Genomic DNA, 14,311 nt, shown 5'->3' with positions numbered 1-14,311 from the left:
GACCAGCTCACCGCCACGATCAAGACCCTGCTCAAACGCGTCCAGTACCGGCCCGACCTGATCGCCGGCTTCCTCGGCCAGACCGAACTGATCATCGNCCCGNAACCGCCGTAGCCAGACCCTGACCATTCAAGCTCTGTAGCCGGCTGCCGGCGCCACGATGTTCACCCGATCGGGGGCGCGATGGGCAATTCAACACCTACGTTAGTGTTTGTTCCTCCGAGGTATCGCCGTGGCCTCGCCTGGGACGGCACGCACGGCTGACGATCAAGGGGGCGCGTTGACCCGGAGGACCTCGCCAGAATCCGCCCAGCAGGAGAGCTTCCGTCCCTCGCGGCAGCTCCCAGCACCTCAGACCGGGCTGGAGCTGCCCACGTTGACCGGCTTGCGGGGAGTCGCCGCCACTCTGGTGTTCCTCCGCCACATCCACGCGGACGTCCAGGGGACCCTGCCGGTGGTCGCGGTGCTGGGCAACATCGGTTACGTGGGCGTCACGTTCTTCTTCGTGCTGTCGGGGTTCGTCCTCACCTGGGCGACCAGGCCGATCACCGCGGGGCAGTTCTACTGGCGCCGGTTCGCCCGGGTCTATCCCCTGTACTTCGCCGCCATCTGGATCTGGCTCGCGATCGCGTGGCCGCTGGGGACATTGGGGGACTTCGGCTCGAAGCCCCTCTCCATCCTGCCGAGTCTGCTCCTCGTCCAGGCATGGGTTCCAACCCAGTCGATCTATTTCGGCTGGGGTGGTGCCGTGCTGTGGTCGTTGTCCTGCGAGGCGTTCTTCTACCTGGTCTTCCCCCACGTGTACCGCAGGTTCGCGACCCGCACCAACCCCGAACGCATCCGCGCCGCGCTCCTGTTCGTTCTCCCTGCCGCGGCCGTGGCATGTGCGGCGAGCACCGCGGGCTCTCGGTTCGATCTTGCCGCGTACGCGAACCCGGCGGTGCGGCTCGGCGAGTTCGTCCTTGGCGTGGTCCTTGGGTTGCTGGCTCGTGAGGGTGCCCGCGCAACGCCGTGGCAGCGTCGGATGCTCACCGCCTTCTCCTGCGCCTGGCTGGTCGTCCCGATACTCCTGGGCTACCGCTACGGCCATCTACAGGGATTCATGGACACGCTCACACTGCCGGCGTTTGCCATCATCANCTTCCTGGCCGGCACCCGTGAGGCGGACGGCCGCCGGATTCCGGTGTTCAGCTCCCGCCCACTCGTCTATTTCGGCGAGATCTCCTACGCCTTCTATCTCATTCNCCCCGCCACACTCACGATCAGCGGGGAACTCGGCTGGGTCGACGCCACCACCGCGGCCGGGACGGCGCTCGCCATCCTCGCCGACTTCGCCCTGTCCTTCGCCTTCGCCGCGGCCCTGCATCACACGGTGGAAGGCCCGGCCCGCCGATGGCTGATGGGGGTACTCCGGTCACGATCGTCCCCCCGTCATGCCTACCGGAGTCTGCTGCCCGATGTGCGACCGCGGATCCCACCGGAGTCCGCAAGCGCGGATCATGTCGTACCTGTCGCTCGTCCGTGACCACCGGCCCATCCCGCCCGGACGGAGGTCGGACGACGCATCGCCCTGTGAACGGCCATCACCCGCCCCCCGCGTGACGGAGCCGGGAAGGCCCGGTTCACGATGGTGGCCGGTCCCGACTTCGGACCGGCCCCGGACCGCGGCCATCGGTCCCGGCAGACGGAGGTGCCCATGGGCTCGCCCGTTGGTAAGTCCTCGGCCTGGCGCAACTGGGCGGGCAACGAGACCGTCCGGTCGGTGCGCCTCGCCCGCCCCCGCGACGCGGAGGAGATCTCCGCCCTGGTCGGTACCGCCATCCGGGACGGCCATCAGATCCGGGCGATCGGATCGTCCCATTCCATGAGCGCCATCGGCCGCCCGGACCCGGGCTCCGTCCAGGTCCGCCTGGACAGGTGCGCCGACCTCGTCGCTCTGGACGGCGGCAGCGGCCTGGTGACGGTGCGCGGTGGGATGACCATGCGCCGGCTGAACCGGCTGCTCGCGGAGGCCGGGCTCGCCCTGACCAACCAGGGCGACGTCGACGAGGTGACCATCGCGGGTGCCATCTCGACCGGCACCCACGGCACCGGGAGCCGCTTCGGCGGCCTGTGCACCCAGGTCCGGGCACTCGAGGTGGTACTCGGCGACGGCAGTGTGGTCACCTGTTCACGCGGCGAACGTCCCGAGTTGTTCGCCGCCGCCCGGCTGGGCCTGGGTGCCGTCGGCGTCGTCACGTCGGTCACCCTGCAGGCGGTGCCGCTGTTCGCCCTGCAGGTCCAGGAGGGTCCGATGCGCCTGGACGAGGTCCTCGACACCTACGACGAGCTCGTCGACCAGACCGACCACCTCCGCTTCTCGTGGTTTCCGCACACCACGACGGCCCTGGTCAGACGCGGGCAGCGGCGTCCGCTCGACGACGGCCTGGCGCCGCTGCCCCGGCTGCGCTGCTGGGTTGACGACGAACTGGTGTCGAACACCCTCTTCGGCGCGCTGATGACGACGGGCCGGCGGATGCCCGCGGCGGTGCGGCCCATCGCGCACGTCAGCGCGCGGGCCTCGGGCAGCCGCACGTTCCGCGACCTGTCCTACCGGGTGTTCACCTCCCACCGCCGGGTCCGGTTCAAGGAGATGGAGTACGCCCTCCCCCGTGCCGATCTCGCCGCGACGCTGCGTGAGCTGGTCTACGCCATGGGGAGCGCGGACGTGCGTGCCGTCTTCCCGGTGGAGGTCCGATGTGCCGCCGCGGACGAGATCCCGATATCGACGGCGTACGGCCGCGACACCGCCTACATCGCCGTGCACGTGGATCATCGCGGTGCGCACGGCGACTACTTCGGCCTCGCCGAGAAAATCATGTTGTCGGTCGGCGGCCGGCCGCACTGGGGCAAACTGCATTCACTGGACGCGGCGACGCTGCGTGGGCTCTATCCCCGTTTCGACGACTTCCTGGCCGTGCGCGACGCCGCCGACCCGACCGGGGTGTTCGCGAACGCGTATCTCGACCGCGTCCTCGGCTCACCGGCCTGCGCCACCAACGCTCGGTGACCCGACCGCGGCACGCCACGGCGGTTTCTCGCCGATGTGGCGACGGGCGGAGCAGCGGTCGCGGGCGGTTCAGCCTGCGGTGGTCCGGCCGCCGACGTCCTCCCCGAGGTAGGCCTGCCGGACCCGGTCGTCGGCCAGCAGACTCGCGGCGGTACCCGCCAGCACGACCTCGCCGGTCTCCAGCACGTAGCCGCGGCCCGCGATCCGCAGCGCCGAGGCCGCGTTCTGCTCGACCAGCAGTACCGCGACCCCCTCCCGGTTGATCTCCGCGATCACCTCGAAGATGGTCTGAACGATCATTGGGGCCAGCCCCATCGACGGCTCGTCGAGGAGCATCAGCCGGGGACGGCTCATCAGCGCGCGTCCGATCGCGAGCATCTGCTGCTCGCCGCCGGACAACGTGCCTCCCGGCTGCGCGATCCGCTCGGCCAGCCGGGGGAAGAGCGCGAGCACCCGGCCGAGGTCGGTCCGCACATGCCGGCGATCGTGGTAGGCGCCCATCAGGAGGTTCTCTCGGACACTCATGCTCGGGAAGATTCGCCGGCCCTCGGGCACGTGGCTCACCCCCCGGCCGACGAGTTCGTGCGCCGGAATTGACGACAATGGGCGACCGTCCAGCCACGTCTGTCCCGCCCGGGGCCGCAGCAGTCCGGAGACCGTCCGCAGCGTGGTTGTCTTGCCGGCGCCGTTGGCCCCGAGCAGGGTGACGATCTCGCCCTCGGCCACCTCCAGGCTGACGCCGCGCAGGGCGGTGACGGCGCCGTAGGCGACCTCGACATTGGCCAGGGTCAGCAGCATCAGCGCAGTTCCTTCCACCCGGCGGGGCCGGCCGCGCCGGGATCCACCACATCGGGATCCACCACATCGGGATCCACCGCGCCGGCGTCGGCCAGGCCCAGGTACGCCTCGATGACCGCCGGGTCCCGCTGGACCTCCACCGGCGTGCCGGACGCGATGATCCGGCCGAAGTTGAGCACCACCACCGAGGTCGCCACCGACATGACCAGCCGCATGTCATGCTCGATGAGCAGGACCGACACCCCGGTGCCCGCGATCCGGATGATCAACTCTGCCAGGTCACGCTTCTCCGCCGGGTTCGTGCCGGCCGCGGGCTCGTCGAGCAGCAGCAGGCGCGGCTCGGTACCGAGCGCCCGGGCGATCTCCAACCGGCGTTGCTCGCCGTAGGGCAGCGACGAGGCGAGCTCGTGCGCCCGGTGCGGCAGGCCCACGAGCTCAAGCAGCTCCAGCGCGTGCCGCACGCCGTCACGCTCGGCCCGCCGGGCGCCCGGCAGCCCCAGCACCGCGGCCAGCGGCCCGTACCGCTGCCGCACCTCGGTCCCGATCTGGACGTTCTCCAGCGCCGACAGGGCGGGGAAGAGCCGGATGTTCTGGAAGGTCCGGGCGACGCCGAGCCGGGTGATGGCGTGCGGGCTGCGCCCCACCAGCTCGGCCTGCCGGCCGGGCCGGGGCCAGAAGGTGACCGATCCCTGCTGCGGGCGGTATGCCCCGGTGAGGCAGTTGAACAGCGAGGTCTTGCCGGCCCCGTTCGGTCCGATCACCGCCAGGATCTCGCCCCGGCGCTGGCGCAGTGAGACGCCGTCGAGGCTGGTCACACCCCCGAACCGCAGCGCCAGGTCGCGGGCCTCCACCACTAGGTCCTCCGGGCCTCCGCCGCGCCCGGCTTCCCCCGGGCCCTGGCTGTCCCCGCGGCCCTGGCTGCTCCCGCGGCCCTGGCTGCTCCCGCGCTGCCGGTCCCGGGAGCGCCGGTGTCCCGGCGGGGAGACGCGGTGCGCTCCGCCCCTGGTCACGGCTTGCCCCCCGTGGGCGCGGCGCCCAGGGAGTCCGCCGCGCCGATGCCGGCCTCCGCGAGCTGGATCTCCCGACGCCGCCGGCGCGACGGCACGAGTCCCTGCGGACGGAAGATCATCATGATCACGATGACAGCGCCGAAGTAGATGTACCGGTCCGCGGGCGGGACCTTGTCGCGCAGGTAGAAGGCGATGCCCTGGAGGACGACGGCACCGACCACCACCCCGAGCCGGGAACCCATCCCGCCGAAGATGACGACGGCGACGACGAAGAACGACGCCTGCAGGCTGAAGCTCTGCGGGTTGAAGAACTGTTTGGAGGCGAAGAGCACGCCGGCGAAGCCCGACACCGAGGCGCCGATAGCGAAGGCGAGCAGCTTCATCCGCAGGGTCGCGACCCCGGTCGCCTCGGCTGCGATCTCGTCCTCGCGGATCGCCGCCCAGGCCCGGCCGATCCTGGACCGTTCCAGCCGACCGAAGGCGATCATGACTCCGACGATGATGGCCAGGAGCAGGTAGTAATACGGCAGCGGATCGATGCCCCACTCGTAGCCGAGGCCGAGCAGGTTGATCGACAGGTGCGGAACGCCGAAGGCCCCCCGGGCACCGTTCGTGATGTTGTCGGCGTTGTTCGCGATCAAATGGATGATCTCACCGAAACCGAGCGTGACGATCGCCAGGTAGTCACCCCGCAGCCGCAGCGTCGGCGCGCCCAGGACGACGCCGGCGAGCGCGGCAAGGACCAGCGCGATCGGGAAGACGAAGAACGGGTTGAGCACGAAGGGCGCGTGCCACGGCATCGCGGTCTGTGAGGTGAAGTAGGCCGTCGCGTAGGCACCGATGGCGAAGAAGGCGATGTAGCCGAGGTCGAGCAGGCCGGCGTAGCCGACCACGACGTTCAGGCCCAGTGCGAGCAGCGCGTAGATGCCGATGTCGTTGACCATCGACTGCTGCGCGGCGGTCGAGACGACCAGCGGGGCGATGATCGCGACCGCCAGAAGCGCCAGGTTCAGCGCGATCGGGCCGCCCCGGGTGGCGTAGGCCGCGCTCACCGGCCCCCGGATGCCGGCCGTCAGCCGGCCCGCCGCGCCCCGCAGTTCGACGCCGAGCGCCAGGACGATCCACAACGCGACGGCGAGCCCCAGGTAGGGCAGGATCCGCGCGTCCAGCACCGAATCCTGAAATGCCTTCAGCGGTTTGTCGGAGCCCCCGGCCGGACCGGTCACCACCGCGGCGAGCACACCCACCAGCAGCAGCACCCCGAGCTGGCGCAGCCGGGCCGGGGAGAACAGCACGGCCGGACGCAGCGATGCGCCCGCCGGGTCGCCACCAGACCCGCCACCCGGCCCGGCGGGTGGGAGCGGCGCCCCGGCCCTCGGCGGGCGGGCGGACGACGTCGCAGCGCTCACGCTGCCCTCCCTAGACGTTCCCCGAGCAGGCCGGACGGTCGGATCATCAGGATGCCGACCAGGACCAGGAAAGCGATCACGTCCTTGTAGGACGCCTGGAAGATATATCCGCCATAGCTTTCCACCAATCCGAGGAGCAGGCCGCCGAGCATCGCCCCGCGCACGTTGCCGATGCCGCCGAGGACCGCGGCGGTGAACGCCTTCACCCCGGGGACGAACCCCATGCTGTACGAGGCGTTGAACGTCATCGCGTACAGGAAGCCACCGGCCCCGGCCAACAGGCCGCCGAGCACGAACGTGACGATGATGATGCGTTCGACGTTCACGCCCATGAGAACCGCGGTGTCGGCGTCCTGGGCCACCGCGCGGATGCCCTGCCCGAGCCGGGTCCCCGCGACCAGCCGGTCCAGTCCGACCAATATCGCGATCGCGACCGCGAAGATGACCAGCGACTGGGTGGAGACGTCCGCTCCGAACAGCGTGAACACCGTTCCGTCGGTGAACAGGTCGGGCAGGGCCACATTCTGCCGGCCGAACTCCTTGCCGGCAAGGTTCACCGCGAACAGCGAGGCCCCGATGGCGCTGATGAGATAGGCCAGCCGGGGGGCGGAACGGCGCCGCAGCGGCCGGTACGCCACCCGTTCGAGCGTGAAGGCGGCGAGCCCGCCGCAGATCGCGCCGGCGCCGAGGCCCATGGTCACCAGGCCCACCGATTCGAGGCCGCCCGGGACCGAGCCGTCCCCGGGCAGCAGGGCGCGNGCGGCGAACAGCCCGCCGAAGGATCCCAGCATGAAGACCTCGCTGTGCGCGAAGTTGATGAGCTGGAGGACCCCGTAGACGAGGGTGTACCCGAGCGCGATGACCGCGTACAGGGAGCCGACCGTCAGACCGTCGACGGTCAGCTGCCAGAACTGGTCGAGGAAACCCATCCGTGTGCCTCGTTCACCACCAGGCGAAGCGGTGGCCGGACGTCCCACCCCCGGCCACCGCCCGCACCGACATCAGGCCTTGACCAGGTTCGCGATGTTGCCGAGAACGGTGATCTGTCCACCCTTCACCTGGTAGACGAACACGTTGGAGCCCTTGACCTCGCCGTTGGGCTCGAACACCACGGTCTTGGTGATGCCGGGGAAGTTCACGGAACCGAACGCGCCGGTCACGGACTCCCGGGTGACGTCCTTGCCGAGCTTCTTGAAGACGTCCGCGAGGGCGAGCGTGGCGTCGTAGGCCTCACCGGAGTAGGTGCCGGGCTTCGTCCCGTTGTTGACCTTCTTGTAGGACGCGACGAAGGACGCGGCCTTCGGGTCGGTGTTGGCGTCGCCGCAGGGGCAGGTGAGGTAGGCACCCTCGGCCGCGGCGGCCCCGGCCTGCGCGACGTACTGCGGGTCGAGCGAGCCGTCACCGCTGATGATCTTTCCGGTGAAGCCCTTGCCCTTCAGCGCCTTCGACAGCAGCGCGAACTCGGGGTAGTAGCCGGAGTAGTAGAGGACCTCGGGCGCGGCAGCGATGATCTTCGTTGCCTCGGAGGTGTAGTCCTTGGTCGGGTTGATGCCGTCGTGGGTCGCGTTGACACCCTTGGCCTTGAGCTCGGCCTCCAGCGCACCNGACAGGCCCGTGCCGTACTCGCTCTTGTCGTCCAGCGAGTACACCTTCGTCGCCTTGAGCACCGTGGCGATGTAGTCGGCCGCGGCCTTGCCCTGCACGGTGTCCGGGGCGATGACCCGGTAGAAGGTCTTGAAGCCCAGGGTGGTGAGCGCGGGGTTCGTCGCCGACGGGCTCACCGACAGCAGCCCGGCCTGGGTGTAGGCCGGCTCGCTCGCCTTGGTGGCGCCGGAGAACATCGGGCCGACCACCGCGACGACCTTGGAGTCATCGATCAGCTTCTGGGCTGCCGTCGGGCCCTGATCCGGCGAGCCGCCATCGTCGGATTCGACGAGCTTGAGCTGGAACGGCGCGCTCGCATCCGCGTTGACCTCGGCGATCGCCGTCCGGACGCCGTAGAGGGCGTTCAGACCGAGCTGCTGGCTGTCGCCCGAGAGAACTCCCNGGAAGCCGATCGTGATGGTCTGCTTCCCGTTCGAGGACGAACCACTGTCACTTCCACAGGCCGCCGCGGTCAACGCCACGGTCGCGGCAAGGGCTATCGCTCCCAGGAGCGGGCGCCTACCCATGCAATTCCTCCTCCGGTCCCGCCAGACCCGACTCCGATGCCATGGCCCGGCCCAGTCACCCCGACGCGCCCGGCCCGCGAGCCGGTGCGCCACCGCATAGAGAATGACGTGCTGACCAGCATCAATTCGCACCACCCCCCCGGATGGACGGGGCGGCGCACGGTTACACACCGGCACGATCCCGCGGAACCCGGCACCTCAGCATGGCTATGCCCAGACCGCCGGGCTGGTGCCCAGCTGTGCCGGCGGGGAGCTCCAGCTCGGCGCGACGCCGGCCACGGTGGCGGCCGGGCGGATGTACGACAGGGGTCCGAACTCGCTGTTCATCGTGGCGCAGAACTCCTCGGCCTCCTCCCGGGTCGGGTCGGGGAGCGCGAGCGTGTCGTGGTGTCCCAGCCCCTGCAGCCAACGACCGGTCCGGGTCAGGGACACACCGACGTGCCAGCTGCCCCCCTCGGTCGCCCGGCGCGCCAGCGCGTCCAGCACCCCGTAGACGGTGAGGTAGCCAGTCGAATGATCAAGGGCCTGTGCCGGCAGCGGCACGGGGCGGTCGGACCGGGTCACCGCCGCGGCGGCGGTCGCGATGCCGGACGCGGTCTGGACCAGACTGTCGAACCCGCGCAGACCGCTCCAGGGGCCCTGCCGTCCATACGCGGTGATGGTCGCGCAGACGATGCCCGGCCGGATCCTGGCGACCGCCTCCGGGCCGAAGCCGAGCCGGTCGAGGGCCATCGGCCGGTAAGCCTGGAGCACCACGTCCGCCGAGGCGATCAGCTCGCGCAGCCGGCGGGCGTCCGCGGTCACCCGCAGGTTGAGGAAGGCGTTGCGCTTGCCGAACCCGGTGTCGACGAGCACCGTGTGCACCTCCGGCAGGTGGGCGGCGCCGACCCGCAGGACGTCGGCTCCGTAGGCGGCCAGCGTGCGACCGGCGACGGGACCGGCAATGACCCGGGTCAGGTCGAGCACCCGCAGACCCGCGGCCGGCGTCTCGGCCGGGGGCGCGGCGAGCGCCGGGCCGTCGCCGAGCCGGCGCACCTCGACGAGGGGAAGCTCGTCAACCGCCCGGGCCTGCCGGTGCTCGCGCCACTCCCGCTCGCTACGGGCCATGCTGGCGCACAGACCCATGGCGTGCAGCTCGAGTTCCAGCGGCTCGGCCTCGAAACGGCGGATGACCCGTTCGACGGCGGCGCGCTCGCCCGGCGTCCCAAGAAGATCCAGGATCCCGTTGCGGTGGTGCGGGAAGTTGCAGTGCAGCTGGATCCACCGGTCGTCCCCGGTGCGGTAGTACCCGGAGATCGGGTCCCACGGGCTCGGCGGTGGCTTGCCGGCCACTCGCAGGTACCGTTCGCTGCGGAAGACCGCACTCGCGTGACGAGTGTCCACGGTGACCTCCGGCGGGGCCCCGCCGCCGCGGGCCGCGAGCAGGCGGCTAGCCCCGACGGCCGCGGCCGCCACCGACGCGGTCGCCACCGTCGTCACCCGGTAGAGGCTGGGCAGGACGTCGGCGGGTCCGGTCACGGTCAGCCGCTCGGCGATGTCCGGATCCTGTACCAGCGACGCGACCTCGGTGACAATCTCCGAGTTCTGCCGTTGCCCCATCCACCCATCCTGTCCCACCCTGGTGTGCACGCGGCGCCCCGAGCGCGCCGTCGGCCGAACCGGAATGAGGCCGGCACGCCCGATAAGACGATCCTGAGAGCCAAGAGCCACAACGCACAGAAAATCCTATTTTGCCGCTGTCCCGGCCTCCCGACTCGCGCTCGCCCCGGGCCGTCCAAGGCCCATTCTGGTCATGTGTAGGTACTTTCGCCATGACACCGGGCTCGCGGCCGCCCGGTCGGGTGGTCGGCAATGGCAGGAGACACCCCGATGCGCGTGCAACGCTCGCTGTACGAGGTGCTGGACGTACCGCCCAGCGCCACCGCCGAGCAGATCCGGCATGCCTACCGCGTGGCCGCCCGCCGCACCCATCCCGACGCCGGTGGTTCGTCACCGGCCTTCGATCGGGTCNCCCTCGCCTNCCGCGTTCTCGGCGNCCCCGACCGGCGGCGCCGCTACGACCTGCGCCTCGCCGCCGGCACGCCTCACCCGTCCGCGCCGCGCCGATCATCACCGGGCCCATCCGCGCCGGGCCCATCCGCACCGGGCCCGGGTGCACCGGGCCCGGGTGCCGATCCGATGGTCCGTCGCCGCTACCTCGCCCTGATGCTGGTGGCGCTGACCCTGTTCATCTCGGCAGGCACCGTGGTGCGGCTGTACTCCGTGACCGCCGCCATGATCATGATGGTGGTCGCGGCGATGATCCCGCCCGTCGCGGTCACCGTGGCGAGCCGTCCCCGTCGGGCGCCTTCCGACCCCCGTCCCCGAGCAGGCGAGGACCGGGGCGTCCGCGCCGACCGCACTCCCCCGCCCGGATCAGACCGGTAGCCGCACGCGTAGGGAACCGGCCGGGCGCCCGCCGCCGAGCACCGTGGGCGCCCCGAGCACGGCGAGCTGGGCGAAGTCGAGCTCCTGGTGCCCGGGGGCGTCCGGACCGGGAAGAGCACCCAGGCGGGTCAGCACGGCCAGCGCGACCGGGACGCCGGGCCGCCCGCTCCCATCCGCGATCTTGACCGCGACCGCGTGACCCTCGGACGTCGCCACCACCGTGACACCCTCGGCGCCGTTCTTCGCGACGACGCCGGGTACCGCCCGCATCAGGTCGGTGTCGGACCGGCCAACNCCCCCGATCAGCTCGGGATGCGCCCGCATGGCGTTGATGACCCGCNGCTCGGGGCCGCCCGGCGCGGCCCGGACCATCGCCCGCAGCCCGCGAGCCAGGCCNGTGAGCGAGAACGCGAACAACGGGGCCCCGCACCCGTCCACGCTGGTCGCGACGATCTCCTCGCCGATCAGCTCCTCGATCGTGCGCCGGATCACCTGCTGCAACGGATGATCGGGGTCGGTGTAGTTCTCGATCGGCCAGCCGGCCGCCACGCAGCAGGCGATCATCCCCGCATGCTTGCCGGAGCAGTTCATCAGCACCGGCTCCGCGCGGCCCCCGGCGCGAAGGTGCGCCTGGGCCGCGGCCGGGCCCAACGGAAGATCGGCGGGACAGCGCAGGGNGTCGACGGAGACGCCCGCTACCGAGAGGATCTCCAGCACCCGCGCGAGATGCACCGGCTCGCCGCTGTGGGAACTGGACACGATGGCAAGCAGGTCACCGGGGATCTCCCGGCTCAGGAAGATGCCGTCCAGCCCGGCACGAAGCATCGCGGCGGCCTGAAGGGGCTTGACCGCCGATCGGGGGAAGATCGGGTGGTCGGGCACGCCGACGGTGAGCGCGCTGTCCCCATCCCGACCGAGGCCGATGACGGTGCCGTGATGGCAACTCTCCACGAACGGCGCACCGCCGCGCAGCCCCCGGACAACCTCGGCGACCACCTGCGGGCCCTCCGGCGGCTGCATACAGCCAGCGTACGTCGGGCCTTCTCCCGCTCACCCGTTCTCGCCATCCGCCGAATCCGACGCTCGCCTCACGGCGGCCGCATATCCTGGTGCCGTGCCTGCCTACGACTACCGCTGCCGGGTATGTGACGCATCGTTCGAGGTTCGCCGCAGCATGCACGAGTCCGTGCCGGACAGCGCGGTGAGCTGCCCCTCCGGACACACCGAGACCTCGCGGATCTTCTCTGCGATCGCCGTCAGCCGCGGCTCGGCCACGCCGGCTCCGGCTATGGCCTCGCCGTCCGCCGGCGGGGGCGCGTGCTGCGGCGGCGGCTGCTGCGGCTGACGCCACCGTTCATCCTGACGCCACCGTTCATCCGCGGTGACGATGGATGCCCGCGGCCTGCGATTTCGTCGGCCCACGCGCCGCCCGGGTCCGCGGGCCGACATCCACCTGACGGTCCCGCTGGCCGCCGCACGCGGCGGCCCGGTCCTCCACCAGCCGCCGTCGCAACAGCCGCAGGGTATCTTCCCGCTCCGTCTGATCCAGACCGGCTACGAGGGTCTGCAGCAGATCACCTGATCCGGGTCGTTGGTCGCCATAGCCGAACCCACTCGTACCCATGGGCGTGTCCTACCCAGGCCACCGGCGTGTCACGCAGTCCCGGGCCCACGGGAACAAGGCACCGGGCCACCGGAGTCTCCGCCGCACCCCCCGCAGCGCCTCCCGCAGCCGAGCGCGGACGACCCGGCGATCGATGGCCCGCGGGCCGAGCACCATGATCCATGCGATACCCAACGCCCACAGGCCGGCGAGGGCACCGAAGGCAAAAACGTTGAACGCTCCGATCATCGCGAAGCCGACGAGCAGCAGAACGCTCGCGGCGAGCCCGCCACCCACGGGTGTTTCCGTACCCCGCCGGCTACGGCGTCATACCGACTACTTCATGATGTTGGTCATATTATGGATCATCGGACGGATTCAGTGNCGCCGTGNCNCCACGTGNGGNGGGCNGGGTCGCAGTNCCCGCCACAGCGCGCCCAACGAGGTGAACTGGATGTCGGGCGGCGCACCGGCGACCTCGTCAACCACCCGGTCCGGGGCGTGCTGATGACGCAGATGATCCATGATCTCGTCACGGTTGGCGGGGAAGACCGCCCGGCCGAGCCAGCGGGCGAGCTCGGAGCGTTCCTCGACGTCCACCGGCGTCATCCCAGCCGGCACACCGACCCGCGACCCAGCGGCATCCAGGTTCTGCGGGCCACCGGTCGCTTCCTCGGGGAACGGTTCAGCGGAGCGCCATTCCTCCGCCCGTGTGTCCCGCCCGGCCCGCACAAGCCCCTCGACCTCGTGCGCCAAGATGTCGTCGCGCACAGGGCCGTGCTTGGTGCTTCCGCGATCCACTGCCATGTTCTCGTTCCTTTCCGCTGTTTCAGTGGTGCGCGCTGACGGACGAAGCAAACCCGCGATCGGGCCACCCGGCTTCTCCGGTCAGCAGATGTTCACGGCCAGCGATGGGCGGGAACACCGGCATCCATGGTGCGGATACCCCACAACGTGTTGGTCAGACCCGCCGAACGCCTGGAGCGGGCCGAAGCTCTCGACCCGGTGGCAGTGAAGATCCGTGACATGGTCCGCCGCTCCCTGCACGACGGGACCATCCGGGACACCCTGCACGGCGTGCCGCTCGGTCACCCGCTGCATCCGGCGCTCGCTGCGCTCCCCATCGGAACCTGGATCTCCGCGGGAATCGTGGACCTGCTCGCGGGACGTCACGAGGGGTCCGAACGGGCGGCCCGGGTACTGATCGCCACGGGGTTGCTCGCGGCGGTCTCGGCCGCCGCCAGCGGCCTCGCCGACTACTCCGAGCTGCATGAGCGCCAACTGCGGGNCGGGGNGGCGCACGCCGCGACGAACAGTCTGGCGGCCTGCTGCTACGCCGCCTCGCTCGGCATCCGATGGCGTGGCAACGGCCGCCTCGGCCGTCGTCTCGCGCTGCTCGGCCTCGCCACGGCCAGCACGTCGGCCTACCTCGGCGGTCATCTGGCCCACCGGCAGGCGTCGGGAGCCAACCACACCGAGGAGGTACCCCACCTGCTGCCGCCCGGTTGGCATCCGCTCGCCCTTCTGGACGAACTGGCGGACGGCCGACCCGAGGCGCGGCTGTTGCGGGATGTGCCGGTCGTCCTCCTCCGGAAGGGAGACCACGTCGACGTACTGGCCGGCCGGTGCAGCCACCTGTCCGGACCACTGCACAAGGGAGAGATCATCCGAAGGGACGGCTTCACCTGCCTGCGCTGCCCCTGGCACGGCAGCACCTTCCGGGTGACGGACGGCGCGGTGGTGCATGGTCCCGCGACCGCGCCCCAGCCGCGGTTCGATGTGTGGATCTCCGATGGTGAGGTCCGGGTACGGCTGCCTGGGGCGGGATAGCTACCGCGGAATAG

16 protein-coding genes (1 of these 16 running past the window's edge) are annotated in these 14,311 nt (G+C 70.9%); 6 read left to right on the top strand and 10 right to left on the bottom strand.

The window, feature by feature from the left end:
• The 3 genes from ALLO2_RS17990 to ALLO2_RS17980 all read left to right on the top strand — a co-directional run.
• Nucleotides 1-114, top strand: part of the annotated coding region (locus ALLO2_RS17990) for a transposase (protein WP_035733616.1) (this coding region is incomplete at its 5' end). 202 nt of the annotated region lie to the left of the window's left edge; 114 of its 316 annotated nt are in view.
• Between the two features lie 262 nt (nucleotides 115-376).
• Nucleotides 377-1,525 carry an acyltransferase gene (locus ALLO2_RS17985; RefSeq protein WP_232235179.1) on the top strand — a complete coding sequence of 383 codons (1,149 nt, stop codon included), beginning with the start codon at nucleotides 377-379 and terminating at the stop codon, nucleotides 1,523-1,525.
• Nucleotides 1,526-1,696: 171 nt separating this feature from the next.
• Nucleotides 1,697-3,049 carry a D-arabinono-1,4-lactone oxidase gene (locus ALLO2_RS17980; protein WP_023840859.1) on the top strand — a complete coding sequence of 451 codons (1,353 nt, stop codon included), beginning with the start codon at nucleotides 1,697-1,699 and terminating at the stop codon, nucleotides 3,047-3,049.
• A 69-nt stretch (nucleotides 3,050-3,118) separates the two neighbouring features.
• On the opposite strand, the gene ALLO2_RS17975 is transcribed toward ALLO2_RS17980, so the two are convergent.
• The 6 genes from ALLO2_RS17975 to ALLO2_RS17950 form a co-directional block, all read right to left on the bottom strand.
• Nucleotides 3,119-3,847 (bottom strand): ABC transporter ATP-binding protein, encoded by a 729-nt coding sequence (locus tag ALLO2_RS17975; RefSeq protein WP_011434810.1) that lies wholly within the window; start codon nucleotides 3,845-3,847, stop codon nucleotides 3,119-3,121.
• Entirely contained in the window at nucleotides 3,847-4,857 is a 1,011-nt protein-coding gene (locus ALLO2_RS17970) for an ABC transporter ATP-binding protein (RefSeq protein WP_035733612.1), read from the bottom strand. Before ALLO2_RS17970 ends, ALLO2_RS17975 begins: the two co-directional genes overlap by 1 nt.
• On the bottom strand, nucleotides 4,854-6,266 hold the full coding sequence (locus ALLO2_RS17965; RefSeq protein WP_023840861.1) for a branched-chain amino acid ABC transporter permease: 1,413 nt from the start codon (nucleotides 6,264-6,266) through the stop codon (nucleotides 4,854-4,856). Before ALLO2_RS17965 ends, ALLO2_RS17970 begins: the two co-directional genes overlap by 4 nt.
• On the bottom strand, nucleotides 6,263-7,195 hold the full coding sequence (locus ALLO2_RS17960) for a branched-chain amino acid ABC transporter permease (protein WP_011434807.1): 933 nt from the start codon (nucleotides 7,193-7,195) through the stop codon (nucleotides 6,263-6,265). Before ALLO2_RS17960 ends, ALLO2_RS17965 begins: the two co-directional genes overlap by 4 nt.
• A gap of 72 nt (nucleotides 7,196-7,267) precedes the next feature.
• Nucleotides 7,268-8,437 (bottom strand): branched-chain amino acid ABC transporter substrate-binding protein, encoded by a 1,170-nt coding sequence (locus ALLO2_RS17955; protein WP_051875374.1) that lies wholly within the window; start codon nucleotides 8,435-8,437, stop codon nucleotides 7,268-7,270.
• A 207-nt stretch (nucleotides 8,438-8,644) separates the two neighbouring features.
• A complete protein-coding gene (locus ALLO2_RS17950) occupies nucleotides 8,645-10,036 on the bottom strand; it encodes a CoA transferase (protein WP_011434805.1) in 1,392 nt (463 codons plus the stop codon).
• A gap of 270 nt (nucleotides 10,037-10,306) precedes the next feature.
• Here ALLO2_RS17950 and ALLO2_RS17945 point away from each other — a divergent pair, with 270 nt between their 5' ends.
• Nucleotides 10,307-10,864, top strand: coding sequence for a J domain-containing protein (locus ALLO2_RS17945; protein ID WP_232235178.1), 558 nt, complete (start codon nucleotides 10,307-10,309; stop codon nucleotides 10,862-10,864).
• Here the strand turns inward: ALLO2_RS17945 and ALLO2_RS17940 are convergent.
• On the bottom strand, nucleotides 10,853-11,884 hold the full coding sequence (locus tag ALLO2_RS17940; protein WP_035733607.1) for an asparaginase: 1,032 nt from the start codon (nucleotides 11,882-11,884) through the stop codon (nucleotides 10,853-10,855). The two genes, ALLO2_RS17945 and ALLO2_RS17940, sit on opposite strands and share 12 nt — an antisense overlap.
• A 94-nt stretch (nucleotides 11,885-11,978) precedes the next feature.
• Here ALLO2_RS17940 and ALLO2_RS24830 point away from each other — a divergent pair, with 94 nt between their 5' ends.
• Nucleotides 11,979-12,209 carry a zinc ribbon domain-containing protein gene (locus ALLO2_RS24830; RefSeq protein ID WP_011434802.1) on the top strand — a complete coding sequence of 77 codons (231 nt, stop codon included), beginning with the start codon at nucleotides 11,979-11,981 and terminating at the stop codon, nucleotides 12,207-12,209.
• A 27-nt stretch (nucleotides 12,210-12,236) separates the two neighbouring features.
• Here ALLO2_RS24830 and ALLO2_RS24825 read toward each other — a convergent pair whose 3' ends face one another.
• From ALLO2_RS24825 to ALLO2_RS17925, 3 genes are all read right to left on the bottom strand, one after another.
• Complete coding sequence (locus ALLO2_RS24825) at nucleotides 12,237-12,488, bottom strand: hypothetical protein (protein WP_011434801.1); 252 nt, start codon at nucleotides 12,486-12,488, stop codon at nucleotides 12,237-12,239.
• Nucleotides 12,489-12,497: 9 nt separating this feature from the next.
• On the bottom strand, nucleotides 12,498-12,764 hold the full coding sequence (locus ALLO2_RS17930) for a hypothetical protein (protein ID WP_023840865.1): 267 nt from the start codon (nucleotides 12,762-12,764) through the stop codon (nucleotides 12,498-12,500).
• A gap of 81 nt (nucleotides 12,765-12,845) precedes the next feature.
• Nucleotides 12,846-13,274, bottom strand: coding sequence for a DUF2795 domain-containing protein (locus ALLO2_RS17925; protein WP_035733602.1), 429 nt, complete (start codon nucleotides 13,272-13,274; stop codon nucleotides 12,846-12,848).
• Between the two features lie 147 nt (nucleotides 13,275-13,421).
• Between ALLO2_RS17925 and ALLO2_RS17920 the strand changes: the two genes are divergently transcribed.
• Entirely contained in the window at nucleotides 13,422-14,297 is an 876-nt protein-coding gene (locus ALLO2_RS17920) for a Rieske (2Fe-2S) protein (RefSeq protein WP_232235177.1), read from the top strand.
• Nucleotides 14,298-14,311 lie beyond the last annotated feature (14 nt).

This window comes from Frankia sp. Allo2 (assembly GCF_000733325.1).
Taxonomy (GTDB): Bacteria; Actinomycetota; Actinomycetes; order Frankiales; family Frankiaceae; genus Frankia; species Frankia casuarinae.
The sequence above is the reverse complement of the archived record's forward strand: the minus strand, read 5'-3'. Positions and strand labels throughout refer to the sequence as shown.